At 62.1% G+C, this 25,764-nt stretch carries 25 protein-coding genes and 1 tRNA gene; 19 read left to right on the forward strand and 7 right to left on the reverse strand.

What is annotated here, in order from left to right; all coding sequences use genetic code 11:
• Window positions 1-248 precede the first annotated feature (248 nt).
• From KR767_RS05305 to rclC, 16 genes are all read left to right on the forward strand, one after another.
• Entirely contained in the window at window positions 249-1,565 is a 1,317-nt protein-coding gene (locus KR767_RS05305; protein ID WP_250879121.1) for an ABC transporter permease, read from the forward strand.
• Window positions 1,562-2,818, forward strand: coding sequence for an ABC transporter permease (locus KR767_RS05310; protein ID WP_250878363.1), 1,257 nt, complete (start codon window positions 1,562-1,564; stop codon window positions 2,816-2,818). The genes KR767_RS05305 and KR767_RS05310 overlap by 4 nt, the downstream gene beginning before the upstream one ends.
• 111 nt (window positions 2,819-2,929) lie before the next feature.
• Window positions 2,930-4,399 (forward strand): radical SAM/SPASM domain-containing protein, encoded by a 1,470-nt coding sequence (locus tag KR767_RS05315; protein ID WP_250878364.1) that lies wholly within the window; start codon window positions 2,930-2,932, stop codon window positions 4,397-4,399.
• Complete coding sequence (locus KR767_RS05320; RefSeq protein WP_250878365.1) at window positions 4,396-5,628, forward strand: lysophospholipid acyltransferase family protein; 1,233 nt, start codon at window positions 4,396-4,398, stop codon at window positions 5,626-5,628. Before KR767_RS05315 ends, KR767_RS05320 begins: the two co-directional genes overlap by 4 nt.
• Window positions 5,629-5,759: 131 nt before the next feature.
• Window positions 5,760-5,897 (forward strand): hypothetical protein, encoded by a 138-nt coding sequence (locus tag KR767_RS05325; RefSeq protein WP_250878366.1) that lies wholly within the window; start codon window positions 5,760-5,762, stop codon window positions 5,895-5,897.
• A gap of 26 nt (window positions 5,898-5,923) precedes the next feature.
• Entirely contained in the window at window positions 5,924-6,052 is a 129-nt protein-coding gene (locus tag KR767_RS21315) for a hypothetical protein (protein ID WP_284732871.1), read from the forward strand.
• Window positions 6,053-6,121: 69 nt separating this feature from the next.
• Window positions 6,122-7,423 carry a hypothetical protein gene (locus tag KR767_RS05330; protein WP_250878367.1) on the forward strand — a complete coding sequence of 434 codons (1,302 nt, stop codon included), beginning with the start codon at window positions 6,122-6,124 and terminating at the stop codon, window positions 7,421-7,423.
• On the forward strand, window positions 7,420-8,550 hold the full coding sequence (locus KR767_RS05335) for an arginase family protein (RefSeq protein ID WP_250878368.1): 1,131 nt from the start codon (window positions 7,420-7,422) through the stop codon (window positions 8,548-8,550). Before KR767_RS05330 ends, KR767_RS05335 begins: the two co-directional genes overlap by 4 nt.
• On the forward strand, window positions 8,547-9,389 hold the full coding sequence (locus KR767_RS05340) for an arginase family protein (protein ID WP_250878369.1): 843 nt from the start codon (window positions 8,547-8,549) through the stop codon (window positions 9,387-9,389). Before KR767_RS05335 ends, KR767_RS05340 begins: the two co-directional genes overlap by 4 nt.
• A 31-nt stretch (window positions 9,390-9,420) precedes the next feature.
• Window positions 9,421-10,488: a cupin-like domain-containing protein gene (locus KR767_RS05345; RefSeq protein WP_250878370.1), complete on the forward strand. Its 1,068-nt coding sequence runs from the start codon at window positions 9,421-9,423 to the stop codon at window positions 10,486-10,488.
• 18 nt (window positions 10,489-10,506) lie between these two features.
• Window positions 10,507-11,655 carry an arginase family protein gene (locus KR767_RS05350; protein WP_250878371.1) on the forward strand — a complete coding sequence of 383 codons (1,149 nt, stop codon included), beginning with the start codon at window positions 10,507-10,509 and terminating at the stop codon, window positions 11,653-11,655.
• Window positions 11,652-12,545: an arginase family protein gene (locus KR767_RS05355; protein ID WP_250878372.1), complete on the forward strand. Its 894-nt coding sequence runs from the start codon at window positions 11,652-11,654 to the stop codon at window positions 12,543-12,545. Before KR767_RS05350 ends, KR767_RS05355 begins: the two co-directional genes overlap by 4 nt.
• The gene (locus KR767_RS05360; protein ID WP_250878373.1) at window positions 12,542-13,618 is read left to right on the forward strand and encodes a cupin-like domain-containing protein; all 1,077 of its coding nucleotides are present in this window, start codon (window positions 12,542-12,544) and stop codon (window positions 13,616-13,618) included. Before KR767_RS05355 ends, KR767_RS05360 begins: the two co-directional genes overlap by 4 nt.
• Window positions 13,615-14,796: an ATP-grasp domain-containing protein gene (locus tag KR767_RS05365; protein WP_250878374.1), complete on the forward strand. Its 1,182-nt coding sequence runs from the start codon at window positions 13,615-13,617 to the stop codon at window positions 14,794-14,796. Before KR767_RS05360 ends, KR767_RS05365 begins: the two co-directional genes overlap by 4 nt.
• Entirely contained in the window at window positions 14,777-15,712 is a 936-nt protein-coding gene (locus tag KR767_RS05370; RefSeq protein WP_250878375.1) for a TauD/TfdA family dioxygenase, read from the forward strand. Before KR767_RS05365 ends, KR767_RS05370 begins: the two co-directional genes overlap by 20 nt.
• A gap of 338 nt (window positions 15,713-16,050) precedes the next feature.
• On the forward strand, window positions 16,051-16,620 hold the full coding sequence (gene rclC, locus KR767_RS05375; RefSeq protein WP_284732872.1) for a reactive chlorine resistance membrane protein RclC: 570 nt from the start codon (window positions 16,051-16,053) through the stop codon (window positions 16,618-16,620).
• Window positions 16,621-16,776: 156 nt separating this feature from the next.
• Here rclC and KR767_RS05380 read toward each other — a convergent pair whose 3' ends face one another.
• From KR767_RS05380 to KR767_RS05400, 5 genes are all read right to left on the reverse strand, one after another.
• A complete protein-coding gene (locus KR767_RS05380; RefSeq protein WP_250878376.1) occupies window positions 16,777-17,667 on the reverse strand; it encodes an alpha/beta fold hydrolase in 891 nt (296 codons plus the stop codon).
• A gap of 208 nt (window positions 17,668-17,875) precedes the next feature.
• Window positions 17,876-18,190, reverse strand: a complete 315-nt coding sequence (locus KR767_RS05385; RefSeq protein ID WP_208392632.1) for a winged helix-turn-helix transcriptional regulator — start codon at window positions 18,188-18,190, stop codon at window positions 17,876-17,878.
• 284 nt (window positions 18,191-18,474) lie between these two features.
• Window positions 18,475-18,551, reverse strand: a tRNA-Arg gene (locus KR767_RS05390).
• A gap of 49 nt (window positions 18,552-18,600) precedes the next feature.
• Entirely contained in the window at window positions 18,601-19,143 is a 543-nt protein-coding gene (gene mug, locus KR767_RS05395; protein ID WP_250878377.1) for a G/U mismatch-specific DNA glycosylase, read from the reverse strand.
• A gap of 4 nt (window positions 19,144-19,147) precedes the next feature.
• Window positions 19,148-19,780: a TetR/AcrR family transcriptional regulator gene (locus KR767_RS05400; RefSeq protein ID WP_250878378.1), complete on the reverse strand. Its 633-nt coding sequence runs from the start codon at window positions 19,778-19,780 to the stop codon at window positions 19,148-19,150.
• Window positions 19,781-19,856: 76 nt separating this feature from the next.
• On the opposite strand from KR767_RS05400, the gene KR767_RS05405 reads away from it, so the two are divergent.
• Window positions 19,857-20,801 carry an aldo/keto reductase gene (locus tag KR767_RS05405; protein ID WP_250878379.1) on the forward strand — a complete coding sequence of 315 codons (945 nt, stop codon included), beginning with the start codon at window positions 19,857-19,859 and terminating at the stop codon, window positions 20,799-20,801.
• Window positions 20,802-20,811: 10 nt separating this feature from the next.
• Here KR767_RS05405 and KR767_RS05410 read toward each other — a convergent pair whose 3' ends face one another.
• Window positions 20,812-21,717 (reverse strand): LytTR family DNA-binding domain-containing protein, encoded by a 906-nt coding sequence (locus tag KR767_RS05410; RefSeq protein WP_166950272.1) that lies wholly within the window; start codon window positions 21,715-21,717, stop codon window positions 20,812-20,814.
• A gap of 152 nt (window positions 21,718-21,869) precedes the next feature.
• Here KR767_RS05410 and KR767_RS05415 point away from each other — a divergent pair, with 152 nt between their 5' ends.
• Window positions 21,870-23,096, forward strand: a complete 1,227-nt coding sequence (locus KR767_RS05415; protein WP_250878380.1) for an acyltransferase family protein — start codon at window positions 21,870-21,872, stop codon at window positions 23,094-23,096.
• 84 nt (window positions 23,097-23,180) lie between these two features.
• On the forward strand, window positions 23,181-23,636 hold the full coding sequence (locus tag KR767_RS05420) for a hypothetical protein (protein WP_166950274.1): 456 nt from the start codon (window positions 23,181-23,183) through the stop codon (window positions 23,634-23,636).
• 30 nt (window positions 23,637-23,666) lie between these two features.
• Here the strand turns inward: KR767_RS05420 and KR767_RS05425 are convergent, their stop codons facing one another.
• Window positions 23,667-25,562 carry a M61 family metallopeptidase gene (locus tag KR767_RS05425; protein ID WP_166950275.1) on the reverse strand — a complete coding sequence of 632 codons (1,896 nt, stop codon included), beginning with the start codon at window positions 25,560-25,562 and terminating at the stop codon, window positions 23,667-23,669.
• Window positions 25,563-25,764: the final 202 nt, after the last annotated feature.

The following is a 25,764-nucleotide window of genomic DNA, read 5'->3' on the forward strand; positions in this document are numbered from 1 at the left end:
TAATCCGGTCCTTATTTATTTGTAGGCGATCCCCTACACGCCAGAGCATCCGGGGCAGTCCGTCATAAGCAGGCCGCCAATTGATGAGAAAACGCAACGTTTTTTCTGGAGCGAAGGGTGGACGGCAACACGAACAGGTGATTGACATCTTTGCAGGGCGAGGCCTACTTTTCTTTAATCGGGTGACGGACATCTTCGCGGTGGGGGAGCACTGCACGATATCGTCACTCAGCAACAGGGGAGATTACGTGTTCGCATACTATCTTTCGCTTGCGCTGCGAAGCTTTCGCCGCAATGTCGGGATGACCCTTCTCATGATAATCACCATCGCCTTCGGCGTTGGCGCTTCCATGACGACATACGCGGTTTTTCGTGCCGTATCAGGCGACCCCATACCCTGGAAGTCAGGGGCACTTTTCGTTCCACAGATCGACATCTGGGGGCCTGACCAGCGCGGCACGCCCGGCGAGCCGCCGCCAGCACTCGATTACCGCACGGCCACGGATTTTCTTCGGGATGCCCGGGCGGAAGCCCAGACGGTCATGTACAAGATCTCTCCCGCCGTATCGTCCGCAACCGCGGGCACTCATCCAGCCAATGTCGATGGCCATGCGGTGTCATCCGATTTCTTCGGCATGTTCGATGTCCCATTCCAGAACGGAGCCGGCTGGAGCCGGGAAGATGATGCACGACATGCCCGGGTGGCCGTCATTGGCGCGCGGCTCGGAAGCAAGCTTTTCCATGGCGAGAACCCTGTGGGGCGCGACATCGCCATCGATGGACGCTCGTATCGGGTCGTTGGCGTAACCCAGCCGTGGAATCCGCAGCCGCGCTTCTACGATGTGGTGAACACCGGCGGATTCTCGACGGCCAGCGAGGATATTTTCGTGCCTTTCGCCACAGCGATCGATGCATCGATAACGAACACCGGAAATACCGATTGCGTGAAAACTCCGGAGGAATCCGGCATCCGGGGTCTCACAGGATCGAACTGTGCCTGGCTGAGCTACATGGTGCAATTAGGTGATCGCGAGCGCGAGCATGCCTACCGGCAATACCTCGATGGGTACGCGGCTCAGTTGCATGCGAGTGGTGCCGTGTCGTGGCAGCCCGCGGTTCGTCTACAAAACCTCCCGGACTGGCTGGACTCGCGCCATGTCGTTCCGCCGGATACCGGCGTCTCGTTGCTTGTGGCTCTCGGTTTGCTTGTTGTATGCCTCGTGAATACGGCCGGCCTCCTGCTGGCCAAGTTCCAGCGTCGCGGCGCAGAGATCGGTGTACGCCGTGCCATCGGTGCGTCGCGCAAGGACATCTACGCACAGTTCCTCATCGAGTCAGGCATGGTCGGCGCCGCCGGCGGCATCGCAGGCCTCCTGCTCACATTTGCAGGAGTGGCGTGCGTGCACGCCTTGCTTCCGCCTGAAATCGCGTCGCTCGCCCGTTTCGATGTCAGCCTGCTCCTGACCACTGTCGTTCTTGCTATCGCATCGACCATCGCAGCAGGTGCCTACCCAACCTTCCGTGCCACGCTCGTCCAGCCCACCCTGCAGTTGAAGTCGACATGAAAAATCCTTCCCTGCACCCTCTCATATCGGCACTCTCCAGGCACAAGGCCGGCGTGCTACTGATCATTCTCCAGGTGGCGATCACCCTAGCGATCGTGTGCAATGCCGTGTTTATCATCAGTACCCGCATGGACAGGGTGACGCGCCCTACGGGCATCGCAGAGGACGACCTCTTCGTCGTTACCCAGCAGTGGTCCGGCATAGACACGAGCAAGGCCGATGCGAATGAAACGCTGGATGCCATGCAACGTGAGGACCTGGCCACAATCCGCGAATTGCCCGACGTGCTCTCCGCCACGCCGATGAACTCGCTTCCCCTGATGAACTCTGCTGCCTGGAATGGCGGCCTCGGCCTGGCTCCCTCGCAGCCGGAACCGACGGCGCGCGTCAGCTACTACTTCACCGACGCAACAGCCCTGGCAACGCTTGGCGTCCCACTGGGCTCGGGAAGGCAGTTCACCATGCCAGAGGTGGGACATGTCGCCATGGGCAATCCTGCGACACCACCCGCGATCATCGTGACCGATGCAGTGGCTCGAAAGCTCTTCCCTGCTGGCGATGCGCTGGGTAAGCCCGTATTCCTCGACGGGGCAACCGCGCCAAGCACGGTCGTCGGTGTGATTCCCCGCTTGCAGACGCCGGGCATCAATGAATTCAGCAGCAGCTTCGCCTACAATTCGATCCTGGTGCCATCGCGCATCAATGCAACCTTCTCCAGGTATGTCATAAGGGCTCGTCCGGGCAGACTCGGCGCAGCACTACGCTCTGTTCCAGAAGCGCTATACCGCACCAACGCCGCACGGGTAATCGCCGACGACGGCATCCAGACTTTCCACGATATCCGGCAACAGGCCTATCGCGCCGATATGGGCATGGCAGCGCTGATGGGGGGAGTATCGATCATCCTTCTTGTCGTGACGGCCACTGGCATCTTTGCCCTCACGAGCTTCTGGGTCGAGCAGCGCAAACGCCAGATCGGTATCCGCCGTGCGCTTGGCGCGCGACGCCGGGACATCCTTCGTTACTTCCAGATCGAGAATCTTGTGATCGTCACCGCTGGTGCGACACTCGGGCTCGTCATGGCCGTAGCCCTGAACATCGCGCTGATAGCGCGGTACGAGATGGCTCGCCTTCCCGTGCCCTATGCGTTGGTTGGTCTGTTCGTCGTCGTAGTACTGAGCCAGGTTTCGACGTGGCTTCCTGCGCGCAGGGCATCGCGCGTCGATCCAGCAATAGCCATCAGGGAAGCCTGATGGTGCGCCTTCGGGCGCGAAGGGGAAAACAAAAGAGTATCCATCTCGCGCCACCATCGGCGGCGCGCCCACGGTAGCCAGCTTCAGATTCCAGCGACATGGGAGGTTGTGATGGTTTCGAGCACCGATATTCTGGCCAGGTCTCCACTGGACCGCATTCCGATTACGCTGATTGACGATAGCCCGACCCCACCGAAAACGGGCCGCCAGTACAAGCCATCGCGCTTCAACGTGCAAGCCACCACAAGCGAGGGATGGCTTCTGCTGTGGAATACCTACAGTGGATCGATGAACGCGTTCCGTCCCGAACAACATGACGCCGTGCGGGACCTCATCAGCCAGAAAACCGTAGCAAGCGATGCGTCGAAAATCGCACGCTATCTCGCGGAACGGGGATTCCTCGTTCCTTCGGGCGCCGATGAACTGAGGCGGGTGCAGATGGCCTTTGGCGCCGACATCCATCGCACCGACCGGCTCGAATTTATCCTGCTCGCCTCCGAGGACTGTAATTTCCGCTGTACGTACTGCTATGAGGATTTCCGTCGCGGTACGATGCAGCCCGACGTGCGCGAGGGCATCAAGAACCTGGTCCGATCGCGCCTGGGCTCCCTTCGGGAGTTGAGTGTTTCGTGGTTCGGCGGCGAGCCGCTCTACGGCATGGCCGCCATCGACGACCTCGGGCCATTTTTTTCCGAGGTGGCCGCCGAGGCCGGCCTGCGCTACGACACCCACATGACGACCAACGGCTATCTTCTTACCAAAGAAGTGGCCGACAAGCTGCTCAGCTGGAAGATCAACGATTTCCAGATCACTCTCGACGGGTTACCCGATGATCACGATCGTCATCGTGGTGGTCGTGATGGGAGCGGCACTTTCCAGGTGATCTTCAAGAACCTGTGCGCACTGGCCGCGAGGGATGATCATTTTACGGTAGTCATCCGGGTGAACTTCGACCAGCAGAACGCGCCGGGCCTGGATAGCTTCCTGCTCATGCTTGAAGAGCGATTTGCTCACGACGACCGCTTCATCCTTGCGTTTCATGCGGTTGGCCAGTGGGGCGGTGCCAATGACGCGAACCTCGCCGTTTGCGGCACCGACGAGTCGTATGCGGTACGCAAACGACTGACTGCGGCAGCACGGAAACTTGGGCTTCACGTAACAGGTGGCTGGCGACCCGGACTCGGTGCCGGAGAGGAGGTGTGCTATGCCGCTCGCCCATACAATTTCATCGTGGGTGCCCACGGTGACCTAATGAAATGCACCATCGACCTGGACAAGGCCGACCACAATATCGTTGGGAAAATCCGCCCCGATGGCACGCTTGATCTCGACACCGACAAGATGGCGCTATGGACCGAGCCGGCATTCGAACGGGACACCGGGTGCCAGGGATGTCACATGCTGGCTGCCTGTCAGGGCGTGCACTGCCCGAAGATCCGCATCGATTCAGGAGAGCGGCCGTGTCCGGGCATCCGCAGGACGGCAAAGCAGGAGATGGTGGCTTTCTTCGAGGTGTCCAGGCCCGCAGCGAAACCTGTCGACAAGGCGGCACCGGCTGCCATCGAGGAGCTCACGACATGAGCGCGCCTTTGCTGGGCGCATGGCTGGCTTCGGATGACATCCCACCGGAGGATATGAGGCAAGCGCTGGATGAACTGTCGGATGAGGAGCTCTGCCACTACGGACTTCGTGCCTACCGGATGAATCTCCTGGCTCTACTGGGCAACCGGCGGAGCACGACGGACATCATGGGCCTTGCGCGCGAGGCCGCCATCAGCAAGCTTTGGCTTGGCTGGCTGTATCACCATCACACACTACCCCGGCTCACGACGGAAGCGCCACCGCCGATCGTTGCCGATCTGCCCCTTCAGACCATTCGCGATACGCAGGCACAGGGCCGCGGAATAGTGGTCGTCACGTTTCATATCGGGCATATGCGGCAACTGACATCTGACCTGGCCCATGCCGGCATCGAAGTCCTCGTGCCCCTGGCCGCAGATGCCTATGGAAATTACGAGTCGGCACGCGAAGCCAACCCGACGGCTGCGTTATGGCGATATTTCCGGCATGTGTGCGTAGAGGCGCCTGGCGGGGCACTGGCACTGGCACGGGGCCTCGCGCGCGGCGCATGCATCGTTTCCACGATCGATGGGAACACGGGTATCGATGGGCCACGCGGTGACCACCGGAGGCAATCCGTACGCATGCTCGATACCGGCGTGAAAGTGAAGAACGGCCTGATCGCCATGGCGGCCCGCTTCGGCGCCGCGATTCTCCCCGTCGTTGCACTGATGCGCGACGGCCGGCCGCAATGCCGTTGCCTGTCGCTGCTGGACCCGACTCGCCCCCTGCAAGGCGATGCTGCAGGGGCTTTCGTTACGGAGACCACAGAGCAGCTCTACGCGTGGTTCGGTGAGCTTCTCCTTGAGTCTGCCGGGGAATGGTGCGGCGGCGACCTCTTCCACCAGTGGCGGCTACCGCACAGGCAACCGGAGCGCCAGCCCACCGATGTCGAAGACGAACTGGTTCGTACTCTGGACCGCGGCGATGGGCTGGCACTCGATACCTCGCGCGTCATGGAGCTGCCAGGCGATGGCGAACGTGTCCTGGTCGATGTGCAATCCACCCGCTGCTACCGTTTTGCCCAGGATGATGCCGCTTTCGTGGCGCAGGTATCCGGCCCTGGTGGTATCGACCAGGCATGGCTGGACGAATGCAACGGCGTGCAGCGGGAAAAAGCGTGGCGACTGCTCCGCATGCTTTTCTCTCGCCACGCCGTTGTTGCCGTTCGGTCCAATGCCCTGGCCTGAACGGCCATGCACATGGGAATTACCACCTGTCGATGTACCAGGTGGTGGTGATCGTTGATTGTCGAGTACATCACGCGCGCGGCGGGGGAGGCCTGCTGCGTTGAATGCTCAACCAACAGAGGATAAGTACCGTGCCCAACACCATCGAGACGAAGGAAGAATCGCTGCTCATCGACGAGTTCGAGATCATCGAACTGGAAGACCGCCTTGAACTCTCTGATCGCTGCAATGGTCGTTGCAACGGCAAGGGCAGTTCGCAGGCGTCGTAACCTACCTTACTGAAACGGAGATCATCATGAGCAACAACATTGAAACAAAGGACGAGACCCTTCTGATCGACGAATTCGAAATCATCGAACTGGAGGATCGTCTCGAACTGTCGGACCGTTGCAACGGCCGCTGTGACAAGTCCAAGGCGCAGTAAACGTCGCCTGGTTGCCGTACGTACCCCGCCAGCGCTCGCGCTGGCGGGGTATCCCGATGCAGCGAAGACATGAGCGATTCGATGGCACCTATCGTCAACCCCCTGCTTGAAGTCTCGGATTTCGATTCCGATGCGGAACGGCCGATGAAGCTTTGCATGCTGCCGCGAGCCGACGGACAGGGTGACGTGCGCTTCGCTATACCGGCAGATTACCTGGTACTGGCGGGAAGTTTCGACGGCGAGCGCTCCATTCAGGAGGCGATCAGTGACTACCGGGCACGTCACGATGCATCGCGGGATGCTGAATGGTTGCGCAAACTCATAGAGCAGTCCCTGCTCCCTCGCGGCATCCTGATCCACCCCGACCAGGACCCCGCCCGGGCCGCCCATAGTGCGCAATCAGCGCGCTCCTTCCTGCATGTCAAATTGCCGATCATCAAGGCCTCGGTAGTTGCCCCCGTGGCACGCCGGCTTTCGTTCCTGTTTCGCAAGCCAGCCATGCTTGCCGGCCTGCTGATGTTCCTGGCCATGCATGTCTACGTGTATGCCTTCCTGCTCAAGGGAAACCAGTTCGACTTCAACCAGCTGGATATCACCAGCATCCTGTGGCTGATGCTCATCTCGACGCTCGCCACGTTGTGCCACGAATTCGGCCATGCCAGTGCGGCGTCCCACTTCGGGTGCCGCGACATGACCATCGGCTGGGGGGTTTACCTCGTCTATACCGTGTTGTGGACAAATGTTTCCGATGCGTGGAAGCTTCCGCGACGGCAGCGTGCCATCATCGACATCGGTGGGGTCTATTTCGAATCATTCTTCCTGGCCGCACTGGTGGCTGCCTATCTGGTAACGCATCACCCGATTTTTCTTTTCGGTTTCGTTTTTGTCGATCTTTCCATCGCGAACACTTTCAACCCGTTCCTTCGCATGGACGGCTACTGGCTCGTCAGTGACCTGTTCGGCATCGTCAATCTTCGCAAGCAGCAGGAGGCGTGGTGGCAGGAACTCGCCACAAGCCTTCGAGGTAAGCGTGACTCAGCGCGTACGACGCTGAGCCGTCGTGCGCGCTGGGTACTTGGCCTGTACACGATCGTGGGCACGCTATTCATCGCGTTCGTCCTCAAGACCATGTTCGAAGTGGTCGTGCTCAACGTGCTGCGCAACCTTCCGTCATTCGTCGCCGGGCATGTACACGCCATCACTACGGAACCATCGGCGCTGAACATTGCTCATGCCTTCATGGAGACGGGCTGGCGTCTGGTCGTGGTGGTGGGCGCGACCATGACCTTCTGGAACATCGGCCGGGGCCTGTTGAAAGCCATGCGTCGGTTGGCATCCCCACGGGACGCTGGACAAGGGAGCCTGGGATGACGCCGGAGACGCTGGACAGTGTCACCTCAGTGGACCCGATAATGCGGATGCCGCGACTGATCGTCCAGGCTCATGGCCTGATGATCGAATCGCATGCTGGCACGCATGTGCTTATCGTGGATACGGCTTCGGGCCGGCGTACACGCATTGGTCGTGGAGCTTACGAATTGCTCTGTCGCTTCGCCAGGCCAGCACCGCTGGAGGCGGGTGTCGTCGCAGACGCGGGCGCTGGGATCGAGAGGAGCATTCACGCATTACTAGCGCGAGGCCTCCTGGCGGATGCTGAGAAACCACGGGTGGATGTACCAGCGCCCCGACGACCGGTGCCGCTACGATTCTGCCACGCGCCGGCAGCCAACGCCGGTCAGGACGCGGATATTACGGTGCTTGGCATCCCTTACGACCTCGGCGGCCGGGGCAACCATCGTGACGCCCCGGCTCTCATCCGAATGAAGTCACAGGATTACGCCTATTTCGTGGATTTCGATTCACGCCTGCCACTGGGGTGGCATGATGCGGCGGCCGGGCACCGAATCATGGCTGGCGTAAGCCTGTGTGATGCGGGCGACGTACCGGTGCACTTCGGCGAGGAGCAGTCCACATCGATGGATCGCATCACGGAAGCCCTTGCGACGCTTCCTTCTGCAACCTCGGTTTGCGTCATTCTCGGGGGTGATGCCACCTCCACATACGCTGCCGTTCGGCAGGCGGCAAAGTCGGGGCCTCTCAACGTCGTAAGAATGGCACTTTCCGTCGACGAAACTGCATCGGACGGCGAGCTGATATGTGTCGCGAACCTCGATCAGCATCTCGCTCGGCTGTCCGGAGTGCTCGGGGTATCGAACCTGTGCGAGACACATGCGCAACAAACACTTCCCACGGGGAACGTATACCTGGCCATCGACCTTGGCGCCATGGATCTCACCGTGCCGCAGCTCAACAAAGGGCTGTCCATCGATGAAGCTAACGCGCTGGTGGCCGCCGTGGCGGAATCAGGCCGATTGGTCGGCATAAGCATGACCGGACTGGACATGGACCGCCCCGAGGCTCCTCTGGCCGCCATCGCGGCATGCCACGTGCTCCTGCGCGCCATGCATCGAGCGATGCTGTCCCGGAGACGAGCATGAGCGCGACGACGCTCTTTGGCTGGCCCACGCACGAAGAACGCATTACTGGCCCTGGCCGCTTTCGCGTGCTTGGCGTTCCTTCCGATCATGGCAATGGTGTCTCGCGAGGAGCAGCGCTGGGACCTTCCACCATCCGTCGGCTCTCGCACCACCTCACCACACCGTTACCCGCGGGTTGTGATGGCGGGGACATCGCGGTACCCGCGGGCCTCTCCGTGGGCGGCCTGCTTGAGCGGGTCTACCACGCCATCACCGCATGCCTGGAAGATGGACATCGTCCGCTAGTGATCGGTGGCGACCACTCTCTGAGCTTTGCGCCCATCGACGCTCTGCAGCAGCGACACCCGGTAGGCGTGGTGTGGTTCGACGCGCACACGGACTTCAGTCCCTGGCAAGGTACTCGCGGTCACAGCCACAAGCAGGTGCTGCGAAGGGTGGAAACTTTGCCGGGCGTGAAACATATCGTGCAGGTGGGATACCGTGGTTTCACGGCCGGCGACGAGACCTGCCTGGGAAACAAGGCGCAGGTGATTACCACGGCCGAAGCAGCGCAGATGCACGTATCTGCGCTATTGGATCGGATGGATAGGGACCTGCCCTGGTACATCTCGATAGATATCGATGTCGTCGACCCCTTCCGGGCACCGGGTACGAGCGCGCCCGTACCCGGTGGCCTCATGCCTGAGCGCCTCGTCGAACTGGTCGCGGCGATTGCCCGGCACAGGCAGGTTTGCGGTGCCGATGTCGTCGAGGTCAATCCTCGTCTGGATGTGGAAGACATGACATCGGCAGTTGCCGCATCCGTGCTGCATGTCCTGGCTGACACCGCCCAACACTAACCCATCTGCGCGTAACCGAGGAGGCCTGGCCATGGACGCAAAAGAGATTCCCGTATGTTCCGCCGCTGCGTTTCAGGAAATGATCCGGCAAGACCCTGCCATCCTCTCCTCCACACCGTTTGTCATCAAAGACCACGTGGAACAATGGCCGGCGTGGACGCGCTGGCGCGACCACAACCTGCTGCGCGAGCGATTCGGCCATCTTCCTGTCACTGCCGGAGCACCCCAGTTCACTACGCATCGCGATACACGGATGTGCCAGGTCCGCACCCATTTCGCCACGTATCTCGATTATGTGGACTCACCCGGCTCGATCGACGAGCTATTTGCCGGCTGCTGGACACGTGGCGATGCCGCATTACTGAAAGAGCTCGGTCTGCCACTGTATTGCGGCAACCTGCAACTTGTCCGGCATGCGCGTGATGCCGTATTCGATGATATATCGCCTTCGGTTCCAGCCGGCCTGGATTGCCTTAACCATGAGATCCCCTACTATTACCAGTCCGGTAACCATGTATGGCTGTATGTAAGCCTACGTGGTGCGTTGACTCCATTGCATCAGGACAACAATGCCGTCATCGCCTACCTGGGCCAGCTGAAAGGCGAGAAGGAAGCCATTCTCTATCCGCCCACTGACAAGGCGCATTTCTACTGCGCAGGGGTCGGCTATCTCGATCCACATCGTCCGAACGATGCTGATTTTCCCACCTGGCGACAGGCGACCCCATGGCGCGGTCGCCTTGGACCAGGCGATCTGCTGATCTGGGGGCCGAACTGGGCGCACCATGTGGTAACGCTTTCCGATTCCATCACGGTAAGCCATGACATGGTCAGCCCGCTGAACCTGGCCGATTATGCCGGTTCCAGCGATTGGCGGGTCGAATTGGGCCACTTTGCGCAAAAGCATGCCGACCTGGTACGTACACGCTCCGCCGACAAGCGGCTCCATGCCCTTCTTGAAGAAGGCGACCTGGAAGACATCGGCCAGGGCTTGATGACTGTTGTCCTTGCCAGCGCACTCAAGGGCGACCTGTCGCCGCGTTCGCGTGCAACGAAGCAAGCGTTGCTTGACATGCTCGATGCACAGGCCCTGGTGTAGATGGACGGCAGGGCAAACATGGCAGCTGCCGGGAACATCGACATCGATACCCACATCCCCCTGGTTCTCGCGCCGGGGTTCGCGGTGGAGTCACTCGACGACAGGCAGGTCACGATCTGCCTGCAAGGCGTGGGTACCCGGTTGAGCCTGCCGGTCGCACTGCATGCGCTGCTCATGCAGTTCATGCAACCGTCGACGCTGGCCGCGGTGGCAGGGTCACCCGGAACCGCGGCATGGCGTGCACTGGATCAACTCCGTACGCGTGGTTTCCTCGTTCCGCCAGGTACGCCAGCAGCCTCCCGGTTACTGACAGATCCGCCGGTGCGCTTATTCGATGGGCCGGCAGCCAGACTGGTTGCCAGCGACGCCGATATCGTCTTCCTGGGCTTTCCCTGGGATTTCGGTGATCCCGACGCAGCGGGAGCCAGGCGAGGCCCCGTGGCCCTGCGCGAGACATCCTTGCAGCTGTTGTACAACGTCGATCCGGTGACGGGCCATGCTATCGGCTGGTTCGATGCCGACGAGCGTCTCGCGATCCTTCGCGGCGTCGCCATGGCCGATGCAGGCGATGTACTCGTTCGCCACGGCGAGCCTGTCGGGAATGTTTTCCAGCGGGGCGGCGAAGCCTGGCGCATCCTTACGGACAAAGGCGCCATGGGCATCATGCTGGGCGGTGACAGCAGTACTGCCTTCGTGCCGATCAGCGCGTGCGCCGCGCATGGCCAGACCGACGTCGTACGCGTGTGTACTGGTGATAATCACGCCATGCAGGACGGCGCGGTGCCCACCGCTGCAACGCTGGCTTCGCACGCACTCGCCTTGCCTGGCGTACGGCATTACTACGACGTGGTGCCATGGGGTGCATCATCCGGACTATCGGGCAGGTACCGCCGTGTGACTCCCCGGGGCCGGGATGCTTCATGGCTGGAACCCGCCGATGTACCGGTTCACCTGGGTATCGATATGACGGCCCTGGCGTCGGCCACATCTCCAGGCTTCGACTACCGGACGGTGCGAGCTCTCATTGACGATGTCGCTGGCCGTCGGCGGATCGCATCCATCGACCTGTGCGGGTTGAACCCCAGCCACCCCTGCTGGGGAGCCCTTGCCATGACGGCACTTCACCTGCTCATTGCAGCAGCATCGGCTGCCAGGAAACCTTCATGACACTCCTTTGCGCGCAACCCACCACGCTTTTCGGATGGCCACGTGCTCCTCGCCATGTGCAGGAAGCCGCCATCGCGGTCATCGGTGTTCCTTCCGACTATGGCAACGCCTACGTATCGGGGGGGCGCCATGGCCCGGCCTCGATACGTGCAGCCAGCATGGGGCTGGATGTGGCGGCGGCGGGCTTCGATCATGGCAACATCATTGTAAGCGACGGCGTGGACTGGCCTGGCATCGTAGAGCGGACACAGGAAGCCGTCCTCGCCTGCCACGTGGCCGGGAACATCCCCCTGCTGCTTGGTGGCGACCACGCCGTGTCCTATGGCGCCATCGCCGCCATTGCTTCGCGTACACCTATCGATATCGTGTGGTTTGACGCACACACCGATTTTTGTCCGTGGAGCGAGGTACTTCCGCACAATCACAAACAGGTACTTCGCCGCATTGCCTCCTTGCCCGGCGTGGGGCGGATGCTCGTGGCAGGTCATCGGGGCATGACGTACTTCGACGAATCGACCCAGGATCCACGTCTCGATGTCATGCGGATGGATGAAGGTCCCATCGCCTTGCCCCACGCTTGGTCATGCCCTGGCGCACCTGTCTATGTGTCGGTCGACATCGACGCTCTCGACCCCACCATCGCGCCGGGAACGGGGCATCCGGTACCCGGGGGCCTCACTGTCCTCGAAGTGCTGGGTCGCATCGAGGACATTGCGGCCCGACGACAGATCGTTGGATTCGACCTCACCGAGGTGAACCCTCTGCTCGATCACGATGGTATGACCGCCCGTGCGGCGGCCACGATCCTGGCCTATGTCGCCGGGCTCGTCGCCTCGCAGTTACAGGCAGGCGGATATCCACTGCACAGCTGCCAGGGAGCTACCGCATGAAGGCACGCACCATCCCCGTGATAGACGTTGCCGAATTCGCCAGGCTGCACCGCGAAAACCCAAGGCTTCTCCACGACAGTCCATGGATCATCTCCGGATACATACAAGACTGGCCAAGCTACGCGGCATGGCAGGACCTTGGTGTACTGAGGCAACGTTTTGGCCATATCGACGCGTTTGCAAAAGCACCCAACTTCGTAACGCATCGCCGCGCCAACCTCGTGAGCGTCGAGACCGATTTTTCCCGCTATCTCGACTACATTGAACAACCAGGCCGCGTCAGGGAGCTCTACGAAGGACGCTGGCTCGATGGCTCGTACGAAGCATTCGCCGCACAGGATCTTCCCTTGTACTGCGGCACCCTTCGATTTGTGCATCGCGCGGATGATCCCACCTTTGCCGAAGTGTCGCCGCTGGTTCCACCACCCTTGCGACCACTCAACCATGCACTTCCCTATTACTACTCGCTGTTCAACCACCTGTGGTTACTGGTGAGTCTTCCTGGTGCGCTGACGCCGCTGCATGTCGATAACAACGGCACGATCGCCATGATCGCCCAGCTACGCGGCCGCAAGCGCGCAACGCTCTATTCTCCCGCCGACCTGGCGCACGTCTACCAGCCAGGCATAGGGTTCATGGACCCGGAAGCCCCGGACGACAGTGAGTTCCCGACGTGGCGACAGGCCACGGCGTGGCACGCGGAACTCCAGCCAGGACAAGTACTTTACGTCGGGACGGAATGGGCCCACCACGTACGGACGCTGGAGACATCGGTCTCTGTAAGTTTCGATTTCGTTGATGAGACCAATCTTGCCAGCTACGCAACCTCGCCGGACTGGGCAACCGTACTCGGTCAGCGAGTGAAGGCCCGTCCCGATACGCTTCTGCAAAAACTGGATAGCCACCTGCACGCCACTGACCCGGCAACCCTTCCGGCGGTGGAGCTTGGACGCAAGGTCATGAGGGCGATCCTCGCTTCGTCGCTGCCGGCAACGAAAGATGGCCACCTGGCGGCCGTCCGCGCATCCTACCTGCGCCATCTCGATAAACTGATGATGCAGGGGGCGGCATGATCGAGCAAACCGTATTGCTTGTGGCAGGTGCCGAGCCTGTGAAGGTACCCCCGACACACAGGCTGATCGTCATCAAACCGACCGGTTCTGCATCGACCGTCGAGACCGATGGTGACATGGAGGCGATCCACGCCACCGAAATGACGCTTGCCGGTGTCCTGGCAGCGCTGGACCAGGCAGGCGTACGCCACCTCATCACCCGTGTCGCCTGTATGGATGAACAGTACGTGCTACTGGCGGCGAAGATACGCGAGGCACTCGAGCTGCCAGGACAATCCTTCCTGAGCGCACGTGCATTCCGCAACAAGTTGTTCATGAAGGAATACCTGCGAACCGCAGGTTCGTTCAAGTTGCCGGCCTTCTGGTCCCCCCTTCAGCGACGCTCACGCGAGGAGGTCTTTCCGGCCGCAGGGATCGGGCCTGTCGTCCGCAAGCCGTTGCTGGGATCGGGGGGCATCGAGGTACGCATCTTTCCGGGTATAGAGGACGTCGATCCGGTCGCACAGGATGAAATGCTTGAGGCCTTCATCGACTTACCCATGTTGCATGTCGATGGCCTGGTTGTCGATGGCGAGCTCAGCTTTTTCGCCGTGTCGCGTTATATCAATTTCTGCCTTTCCTTTACGAATTTCACGTACGTGGCTAGCGAGTTCTCTCATGATGCGGAACTCAATCGGCGCGTGGAAGCCGCCATGCGCGAAGTGTTCCGATTGCTACCCGCATTCCAGGATGGCGCCTTTCACCTGGAGATGTTCTATTCCGATACGGAGCTTTATTTCTGCGAAATAGCCAGCCGTCCAGGCGGCATCGGCATCGTCGCGGCGATAGAGGCGGCTTACGGCGTCAATCTCTATCAAGCTTCGTATGCGGCGCAATGTGGAGCACCGTCGCCGCTGCCCAGAGCGCGTCGGGCAGAAACCTCGTGGCTGCTCGTGCCGCATGGCGTACCGCTATCGGTGGATCGGGCATACCTGCGCACGCTTCCATGGATCGTCGAATGCTTCGTGGACGACTCGGGTGAGCGAAGCCAGAGCGCTCATTGCGCAGATGGCCAGTTCAAGGCGGTGCTGCGCGGTGACACGCTTGCCGAAGTCACCGAGCGGCGCGAAGCCCTGCTCGCATCCATCGGATATTTCCATCAAACAGGCAGGACGACGCATGAATACATCAATCAGTGATCGCCCGAAGTTACTCACTGCCGCCGGCCGGTCACTCACCGAGATCGATGACGAATCCGTCTGGAACGATCTCGCCCGACATGGAGCCGTCGTGTTTCGAGGCTTTTGCATCGATGCTGATGCATTTCATGCCTATGCGTCGCGATTCAGCCGAGGTTTCCTGCTGTCTCCGTTCGGTGACAGGAAGCCTGCAAGCGGTCGCAATGAACTGCAGACGGTGACGATCGGTCAGGCGGCCCTCGATCTGCACTTCGAATACGGGAACAGCCCATTGCGCCCGGACCTGCTGTGGTTCTACTGCCGCCGGGCCCCACGGGAAGGTTCGGGAGGCGAAACCCTCGTCGCCGATGGTGCGGCGATTCTCGAGAAACTTTCGCCCGCCACCCGCGACATCCTGGCACGGCGTCGTATTCGATTCCGCAACTATGTTCCGCCGGAGGCGTTCGATGCCATCCTGGTGGGAAACCCGGTGGTGCATCGATTACTGGGAGGTGCCGTGGAACCGGCTCTTGCCCGCCGTGGCGTAAGTGTTACCGAGCGCAGCGATCGCCGCGTCGTTTTCGAGTTCGCTGCAGAGGTGCTGGCTCCCGTGCACGACTCCGGGCAGAAGGCCGTAAGCCAGAATGTTTTCACGCAAGCGTACAAGCGCCCCGACCATGAAGACGCCGAAGGGTCGTTCAGCACCCAGGTCACGTGGGAGGATGGTAGTGAAATAGATCCAGACTTGTTGCAGGAGCTTCGCCAGGCCGCCCGGTCGCTCACACGCGGCATCCGCTGGCAAACCGGTGATTTCGTGTTGATAGACAATTACCGGGTGTTGCACGGCCGTAACCAGACCAGCGACCCTGAGCGCGATCTGGTGATGCTCTGTTCGTTCAGTACCCGCTTCGATACAGGACAGGGGACCATGCGCTGATGGGCAACCCTGCATAAGAGCCCATGCTCGCCGTGAGCCCCACAAATCGTTAGCACCTTAAAGTGGATCTGTCGATGGTTCGATGCGGGTGGGATGCTGATCGTCACCGCCAAACTGGCGCTGGTGCCTGGCCTGGCCTGGTGGTGGCGGCTACGCAAATATCCCCTGTAGGAGCGCGCCTTGCGCGCGACCGGGCCATTGGGAGAGCCGGTCGCGCGCAAGGCGCGCTCCTACAGGGGAATCGGGTGAGACGCAGGCGCCATGAATTGAGTGGGATGCGCGTTCATGCGCTCGCCGCGCCGATTCAAACTGAGCTCCCTTCAACCGGAGCATTTGTCATGACCCGTACGTTCCACGATGCGTTAGTCCTTTTCGTCCGCACCGAGCGTGCCGGCCCTGTCCTCATGCGCCTTGCCATCGCTATTGTCTTCATGTGGATCGGTGAGCTGAAATTCGTTCCATATGAAGCAGACAGCATCACGCCCTTCGTGGCCAACAGTCCCGTCATGTCGTTCTTCTATAACCACCCCGAGGAATACAAGGCGCATCTCACGCATGAAGGTCAGCTCGTGCCCGAGCAGCGTGCCTGGCAGAGGGCGAACAACACCTACGGCTTTTCGACGGGACTCGGTATCGTCGAGTGGACGATTGCCCTTCTGGTGCTCTCCTATCCGCTGTCGAAGCGACTCGGGCTGCTGGGAGCGTTTCTTTCCTTCGGCACGACGCTGGTGACCTTATCGTTCCTTATCACCACCCCGGATGCGTGGGTGCCGGCGCTGGGAGATGCGCAGCATGGGTTTCCTTATCTTTCGGGTGCGGGAAGGCTGGTGATCAAGGACACGATGATGCTGGCAGGTTCATGGATTATCGGCGTGGACGCAGCCAAGGCCATTCTTGCGGACAAATGATCTTGTAGGAGCGCGCCTTGCGCGCGACCCGGGGGTTACCGTGACTACCGGTCGCGCGCAAGGCGCGCTCCTACAGCTGGCGCTCGGAAAGATTGGAAAAACGAAGGAGAGCTGCGCACGGAGGTATGGAAGACGCGCACCATCACGAACCCTGCACTACAGGGCGTCGATCCACTGGGTAACCGCATGATTAACGTCATCGACGCGGTCCTGCATGATCCAGTGACCTGCATCGGTCCACACATCCACCTTCGATCCGGCGGCCGTGAACCATGGACGCATGCGATCCGCCTGCACAGGGTCGCGGCATAAGTGGTACACCGGTACCTTCAGGGTCTTGCAGAATTCCCCGCTGGCCTCACCCACGCCCACCTGCGCAGGGCCAACGAAAAGCGGACCGAAGGATTCGCGCACCACGTGCGCCGGCATGCCCTGCACACGCCGCGCATGCCAGCGCTTCCATGCCGGGTTGGTATGCTTGTCGTAGACCGGCCGGAGGAACGCAGGCACGACGACGGCGGGATCACCGCTCACAAGGGCGCGAGCAGCCTTTGCAAACAACATCCCCACCTCGTCGGAAAAGCCCAGGGCGCCGTCAATGGACACCAGTGCACGCACCAGGTCAGGTCGCGTTGCCGCCAGGCGGGCGCCGATCTGCCCTCCCATCGAGTGACCGGTCACGACGAATTTTTCGCCAGGATAACGACTGGAGATAAGCCGTTCGACATCACCCACGTAGTCCGATGGGTTATATGCTCCTGAAGGCGGAACATCGGAACGACCGTGGCCTCTGAGGTCCACGGCAACCACGCGATATTTTGATTCGAGCAACGGAAGCTGCCAGCTCCAGTCGTGTGAGTCGCATGTCCATCCGTGCAGAAGCAGGACGTTGGTGCCCTTGCCAACGTCCGTAAAGAACAGCCTTGGATGCGAGCGCGGCGTCCCGTGTGCTTGCGTGGGGTTTATACCTATCGTTGCAGCCGCTGCCGCGATGCCGGCGAGCTTTATCAAGTGGCGGCGATCCTTATCGAATTCACGGGTGCTCATGAGGGTGTCCTGGTGTGTGACGGCGTCTCTTCGAGATCGCTGCGAGACATCATGGCTTGATGAAATGGGCCAGGACAAAATGATATGGGCACGATATCCAGCGTCAATTACGCAACTTAAGGTGCCTAGATATACTCATGTATATCGCCACCCGGATTCAGCGGCGGATAACCAGCATTGCGCTGGCATATCCTGGTGGAAGATCGCTTTAATCAACGTCTGGGGATAAATGTACTTGATCGATAGATCGCCCATCATAGGTGGCGCGCGCCTGTTCGATTTCATGCAGATGATGGATCGACCACTCGTAGACGGCGCCGAAGGGCACCTGCAACGTACGACCCAGCTCGGTGATGGCGTACTCGACGGCTACCGGTGAAGTCGCCAGCACTGCGCGTGTAATGAGCCCGTTGCGCTCCATGCGCCGCAACGCTTCGGTAAGAGCCTTGTGCGTGATGCCTTCCATGCGCCTGCGCATTTCGTTGAATCGTGTCGGCCTGTCCGTGAGGATGGTGAGGATCATCACCGACCATTTGTTGGCCACCTGATCGAAGAACGAACGGGCTGCGCAGTCTGCGAAAAAAAGCGGATCTACCTGGCATGACATGGCGACATCCTCGTGTGCATCGGCGCAACCTGGCTTGCGCTATTGATGCGGCAAGTCTAGCGGCATCGTGGATACCGGGCGTGGCACGTTGCGTGGGTCGGCGTCGGGTCAGGTGGTCGCCATGACCGTCGCGCGCGAGGCGCGCTCCTACAGAGGATGTCGGGCAATAAAAAACCCCGCGTGGCGGGGTTTTGGCAAGCTGGCGCGCCCGGAGGGATTCGAACCCCCGACCAATGGCTTCGGAAGCCACTACTCTATCCGGCTGAGCTACGGGCGCTTATGAAGCGAACGGGGATTGTAGCGGGAATGGGGGCGGCGGCCTAGCCTCATGCTTGCGGGTGTCCGTCAGGCGGGGCATCCGCCGCGTGTAGCTCATCGCGCAGCTGGCGGTAAGCCTCGACCAGGGCATTGAGTGAGAAGGCGCGGTTGCGCCCGCTGGGATTGGGCAGCACCCAGACACGGGCGCCTTCCAGCAGCCCGGGCTGTGCGCCCCATGCCGGGTCGCGCGTCCCCGACAGCGCCGCGTAGGCCATCTTGCCCAGAAAGGTGACGTATCTCGGCGCGTATGACGCGATCCGTTGGCGGAATGCTTCGGCGTCAGCCACGATTTCCATTGCTGACAGATCGGCGGCACCCGCCGTGGGACGGCCCGCGACGGTCGTCAGGCCATATCCATAGCTGAGGATCGAGCGGTCTTCTTCGGCGCGCAGCTGATGCGGGGTAAAGCCCGCCAGATGCAGCACCCGCCAGAAGCGGTTGCTGTGCCCGACGAAGTGATGTCCCGACGCCGCGGCCGACAGGCCCGGGTTGATGCCGCAGAAGATGACATCCAGTCCCCGCGTGGCGATATCGGGCAGGCTTTCCGTCATGCGCTCACCCGCCGCAGATCGTGTCCACGGCGCGGCGGGCCATGGCCTGCAGTTCGGCGCGTGGGGTGCCGGTGCGCGCACGTACGGCGATGCTGTGCATGGTCGCGGTGGCCAGCAGCGCCAGCGTGACCGCGTCGCTGCCCTCAGGCAGTTCGCCGTCGGCCACGGCACGTGTGAGGCGCTTCTCGAAACAGGCATCCAGCGTGCGGAAGCCATCGGCCACCATGCGTTGCACATCCGGATCGCTGTTGGCTTCGGTGATGGCCGTACCGACCACGAAGCAGCCGCGCGCCGGTCCATCGCCCATGAAATAGACGGCAAGCGATGCCTCGTAGACCTTCATCAGGCTGTCCGTCAGGCGTTCGTCGCCGTCCAGCGCCTTGTGCATCAGCTCGAACTTGCGGGCCCAGTAATCGGCCAGCGTCCGCAGGTAGAGCTCGCGCTTGTCGCCGAAGGCCGCGCGCAGGCTGGGGCGGTTCATGCCGGTAGCGCTGGCGATGTCATCCAGCGAGGTGCCGGCGTAGCCCGCCTTCCAGAACGCTTCGGTGGCCTGCGCGAGGGCGGCTTGGGAGTCGTAGGCCTTTGGCCGGCCCCGGGGCCGTTTCTCCGCCGCATCAATTTTTGTTCTGTTCGGCATAAAAATACTGGACCTCCGCTTCTCGGCAGGAATATTATCCGAGTCCGAACAAAATTATCTGCCGGAGTACCTCACCATGCACGCCTCCCCGTCCCTGCGGGACATCCGGATTGCGCTCAACCACGGCGACGGCCAGATGCCGGCCGTGGGTTTTGGCACCCTCATCGCCGACGGCGGCCGGGCACGGCAGGCGTTCAAGCTGGCGCTGGAGGCGGGCTACCGGCATTTCGACTGCGCCGAGCGCTACCGTAACGAGGCCATCGTGGGCTGCGCCTTCGCCGAGGCGATGGCCTCCGGCGTGGTGCGCCGGAAGGATCTCTTCGTCACCACCAAGCTATGGAACACGAACCACCGCCCGGAGCGGGTGGAGCCCGCGCTGGACGCCAGCCTGGAGCGGCTGGGCATCGCCTATGTGGACGCGTACCTCATCCATACGCCGTTCGCCTTCCAGCCGGGTGACGAGCAGGACCCTCGCGACGAACACGGCCAGCCGGTCTACGACACCGGGGTGACCCTGCTCGACACCTGGCACGCGATGGAGCAGTTGGTGGACAAGGGCAAGTGTCGCGCCATCGGCCTGTCGGACATCACGCTCGACAAACTAAAGGAGATCGTCGCAGGCGCGCGGATCAAGCCGTCCGTGGTGCAGGTCGAATGCCATCCCTACCTGCCGGAATGGGAGATGCTTGAGTTCTGCCAGCTGCACGGCGTCGTGCTGCTGGCCTTTGCGCCGCTGGGTCACGGCATGGAACCGCGCATCACCGAGGACGCCACGATCTGCCGTATCGCGGAACATACGGGCATGACGCCGGCGCAGGTCGCCTTGTCGTGGGCCGCGCAGCGCGGAACGGCCTTCCTGACCACCTCGACGAGCTCCGCGCACATCGTGGAAAACATCGGCATCGCCACCCTGCCCGACGATGCCATGCACGACATGCGCGACGGCATCACCATGCGGGTGCGCTTGAACAACGTGGTGAATACCGGCGTGCCGGGTTTCATTCCGCGCAAGACGGCCTGAGCCTCCCGGCTCAGGCCCGGGCCGCCAGAGGCTCGGCACCGGTCGCGGCGGCGCGCAGGCTTTCCCGGTAACGGCGGCTGCATGGCAACTGCGAGCCGTCGGCCATGTGCAGGCGTGCATCGCCTGCATCCAGCGGCTCGATCGAGGTGACCTGCGCCAGCCGCACCACGTAGCTGCGATGCACGCGGACGAACAGCGCCGGATCGAGCCGTGCTTCCAGCGCGGCGAGGGTGCTGCGCAGCGGATAGTCGCGTCCGCGCACACGCAGGTTGACGTAGTTGCCCGAGGCCTGCGCCCATTCGATGTCGGCCGTGGCCACGAGGAAATCCTGGCCGAGCTTGCGGACGAGAAAACGCTCGGGGCGGTCCACGGGCTCCACCGGCGGACCTTCCTCCGGCGCGGCGAGCAGGCTCGCCTCACCTTTCAGCCGACGGCCGAACCACTCCACCAGATGTTCCACGGCCACGATCATGAAGAAGGTGCGCACGTCCTTCAGGTATTCGTAGATCGCCAGCAGGCCGATGCTGCCCGGGTCGTACTGCATGCCCTTGAGGTGAAACACGCCCATGCGGATGAGGTTCATGCCGGTCACATGGAATGCGCACCAGGCCACGCTACCGAGAAAATAAAGCGGCAGGCGGCGACGCCACGTATCCGCATGCAGGGGCCAGCGGTCGCAGGCGATCAGAAGAAAGGGCAGTGCCAGCAGCGACACCACCGCGCTGCTGAACTCGAACGTGGCGAGCTGCCAGGCGGCGAAGGCCACGTGGTAGCGCTCGGCATCGATGCCATTGGTGATGGTGCCGCTGACCGCTGAGCTGCCAAAGAGCACGAGCCAGAAGGCCACCACGAACCAGCGGCGGCGGCGATGGTCGCGTGCGAGGTCGTGGCCGGGCGGGAGGGGCGTCGAAGTCATGTCCCTATGCTACCGGCACGGCAGCGGGGGCCGTTGGCCTTCGTCACTCCATGACCACCGTTCGTCCCAGGGAGGGCGGATTCCGGCCCCTGCCGCTGGCGACGGGGTCATGCCGCCGCGCATCGTAATCCCCGCTACCCAGGGGGACACACATGGACCGGACACGCCGTTACGACATCGACGCCCTGCGCGTCTTCGCCTTTGCCTTCCTGATCCTGTACCACACGGGCATGGTCTACGTGGGGGACTGGGGCTTCCATATCAAAAGCAACTACACGGCCGAGTGGCTGCAATGGCCGATGATCTTCCTCAATCGCTGGCGGATGAGCCTGCTGTTCCTGATCTCCGGCATCGCCATCGCGCTGGCCGCCCCGGAAGGACGGCTGCTCCGCTTCACCCGCGAGCGGGCGTGGCGACTCCTGCTGCCGCTGTTCTTCGGCATGTTCGTGGTGGTGCCCATCCAGCCCTATTGCGAGGGCGTGGCCAGCGGGCACCTGCAGCCGGGGTTCTGGCGATTCCTGGTGGCCTACTGGCAGGTGCATCCCTGGCCGAGGGGCAGCTTCTCCGGCTGGGAATACGGAATCACCTGGAACCACCTGTGGTACCTGCAATACCTGTGGACCTACACCGTGGGCCTGGTGCTCCTGATGCCCCTGCTGAACCGGCCTGCCGTGCACTGGGCCGTGGGTCGCTTCGCCCGCTCGCCGGCCTGGGTGCTGCTGGGTGTCCCCGCCGCCTTGCAGGTGCTTTACCTGTGGGTGCTGGCGCCGCGGTTCCCGCCCACCAACGCCTTCTTCGGCGACTGGTTCCAGCATGCGAAGTACGCCACCGTGTTCCTGTCCGGCTACCTGCTGGCCCGGGAAGCCTCGTTCTGGGACCGCGTGGTGGCAGCACGTCGCAGCACGCTGGTGATCGCGCTGGCCTCGGTCACGGTCTACCTGGGCCTGCGCTACCTGAGCATGAAGGTGGGCGATCATCCGCCGGCCTGGGCGCAGCAGGTGCCCGGCGCGGTATGGACGGCGATCTCCCATGGCTCCCAGTGTCTCTACCTGTGGGTGGCCCTGCTGACGATCCTGGGCTGGGGCAAGGTCTGGCTCGACCGGCCTTTCCGCTGGCTGCCCTACTGCACCGAGGCGGTGTACCCCTGGTACATGCTCCACCAGAGCCTGATCATCCTGTTGATCTTCCTGCTCAAGCCGCTGTCCCTGGGCCCCTGGCTGGAGCCGGCCATGGTGCTGGGCGGCACCGTTGCCGGCTGCCACATCCTCCATGAATACGGCATCCGCCGGGTGGGCTTCCTGCGTCCCCTGTTCGGGCTGAAACGTCCGAAAGCCTCCCCTGCCACCCTGCCCGCCGGAGCTGTCGCAAGTTCGCCATGATTCCCATGACACCGGGCATTCATCCCCTTAACGTTCGGCGAGCGATGATCGGCTCCCAGGTGTTGAAGGAGCTCCCGGGCGGGGGTGCAGATGGACCAGTGCTGGCTTAACCACTACGACGAGAACTTCACGACCGCCGAGAACATCGGCCACGGCATGGTCGCGACCCGCTACACCCGCTGGACCGGTACCCAGGACGACTGCCTCGCCCTGACCCACGATGCCGGGGAAGCCACCCAGCTGGTGGCAAAGCTTGATGACCAGGGCTCGCTGGACATGCTGATGGAGCTGGGTGAAGGCGAATGCCAGTTCGTGCTCCAGTACTCCAGCGAAGGGCTGGAACAGGACGCCGAGCTGGTGGCCTTCTACCGCAACCACCAGCGCGGACCGGTGGTGACCATCCGCCGGGGCGTGCGCGACGGCGTGCTGGTGTGTCCCTTCCCCGACGAACCGCCGCACGATCCGCTGGCCAACGAGATCCGCTTCGAGAAGCTGCGCGGCAAGCTGGTGATCCGGCGCGTGTCGATCGTCAGCCGCTGAAAAAAGGGCGCCCTCAGGCGCCCTTTTTTCTTACCTGGTCTTGTACAACTCGCCCAGCCAGTCGGGCTTGCTCTTGTCGCGCTCCAGGTGCGGGTACTTCAGACCTTCGTGGTAGTCCACCTTGATCGTCTTGTACTGGTCGAAGTTCTTCACCAGCAGTTCGATCGGGGCCTTGCCGGTCTTCGCATCGGTGACGGCATCCTTCAGCACGTCGCCGCTGAATTCCTTGTTGTTCACCGCCACGATGTGCATGCCCGGCGAGAGGCCGGCATTGAAGGCCGGACCATCCCAGCGCACGTCGGAGATGTCACCCTTGGCCGACACTGCAAAGCCTGCCGAGTAGGTGAGATCGGTGTAGCCCCGCTTGGACTCGAACATCTTCACCACGTCGGAGGGCTTGTCGTTGTAGACCAGCTTCCAGCCGCCGCGCTCGATGCCTTCGATGTCGCCCTTGTGCCCGTAGACGCGATCCTTCAGGTAGGTAGCCCAGTCGTACGGCGCGATGCCGTTGAGCGTGCTGGCCACGTCGTCGAAGGTGTACGGATTGACCTTCCAGTCGCCGTCCTTCATGCCGAAGAATGCCTTGGCGAAATCGTCGAGCGAGCGCTTGTTCTTCGTGAGCTCACGCAGCTTGGTGTCCACGTCGAGCCAGATCATCTGGCCGCCCGAATAGTAGTCTTCGCTCATCTGGTAGTTGCGGTACGAGAGCGGACGACGCTGGGCGATGGTCGGATCGTTCGTGGTGTCGCCGATGGTGCGCCAGGACAGGCCCGGGCGACCCTGGTCATACGTGGCGGCGACAAAGGCGAGCAGTTCGCGCGCCTGGTCCTGCGAGACAAGGCCCGCACGCGCGGCCACCACATTGCCCCAGAACTGCGTCTGGCCTTCGTACACCCACAACAGGCTGTCGCCCATCGGCACGTTGAAGCTCGGCGTGGCGAGATCGGCACCGCGACGATACTTGCCGTCCCAGGAGTGGTTGTACTCGTGGGCGAGCAGGTCGCGACCGAGCCAGTTCTTGTCCCATTCGGTGAAGTAGCCCGGTGCAGCGCTGTTCTCGGACGAGCGATGGTGCTCGAGACCGATGCCGCCGAGCTGGGTGGTGAGCGCCAGCAGAAAGTCGTAGTGGTTGTAGTGGCGCGCGCCGTAGAGCTTGTCCATCTGCTGGACGAGCTTGCGGTGGATCTCCAGCGCCTCGGGCTTGATCTCCAGCGACTTGGCATTGTCGGCCACGATATTCAGGTGCACCGGCGAGCGACCATTGGGATCGAGGTCCACGCGCTTGAAGTAGCGACCGGCGAAGATCGGCGAATCGACGAGGTTGTCGAAGTCGATGGCCTTGAAGGTGACGGTGTCCCCGTCCTTGCTGGACTGCTCGAGCGCGGTGCCGAACTGGAAACCGGCCGGCAGCTTCACCGACGGCTCCACCTGCACCTTGTCGGCGCGGTAACCCGCCGGGTACAGCGCCACCTGGTTCCACTGCACGTTGACGATGTCGTTCGTCATCACGATGCGGCCTTGGCGCGGGTCCTGCGGCGTGAGGGTTTGGAATTCCACGTCGACCTGGGTGGCACCGGCCGGCACGTCGATGTGGAAGGCATAGACGTTGTACTCGTCGCGCTTCCATTCGATGCGCTTGCCACCGGCATGCACGATGAGGCCGGCGAACTGGTCGATCGGGCCCGTGGGCGAATGGTGGCCCGGGATCCACTCCGGGAACAGCAGGGTCAGCGGACCGGCCTGCGCGGGAATGGATTCCTTGACGCGGATGATGCGGCGGTCGAGATCGGTGGCGTCGACGTTGAGCTTCAGGGTGCCGTTGAACGGCGCGTCCTGGATGGGCGGAACGTCGTCCGCGCGGACGGCGGTAGCGCCGACACCGGCCAGGGCGGCCAGCAGCGCGGAGGCAAGAAGGGTGGATTTCACTACAGTCTCCCGGAAAACAAATGGGCGCCCGGCCGTCCTTGCGAGCAAATCGGCGCGCTCCCCTGTGGATTGCGCAAGACACCGATGCTAGCTCTCGTTCAGGGAGAGGCCCTATGCCAGAGGTCACGGGTGGGCGGAATGGCCCTTGTCAGGAAAGGAGAACGTGTTCGCAGGTTTCCACGACGGCATGCGGATATGCCCT

Source organism: Luteibacter anthropi (assembly GCF_023699965.1).
Taxonomy (GTDB): Bacteria; Pseudomonadota; Gammaproteobacteria; order Xanthomonadales; family Rhodanobacteraceae; genus Luteibacter; species Luteibacter anthropi.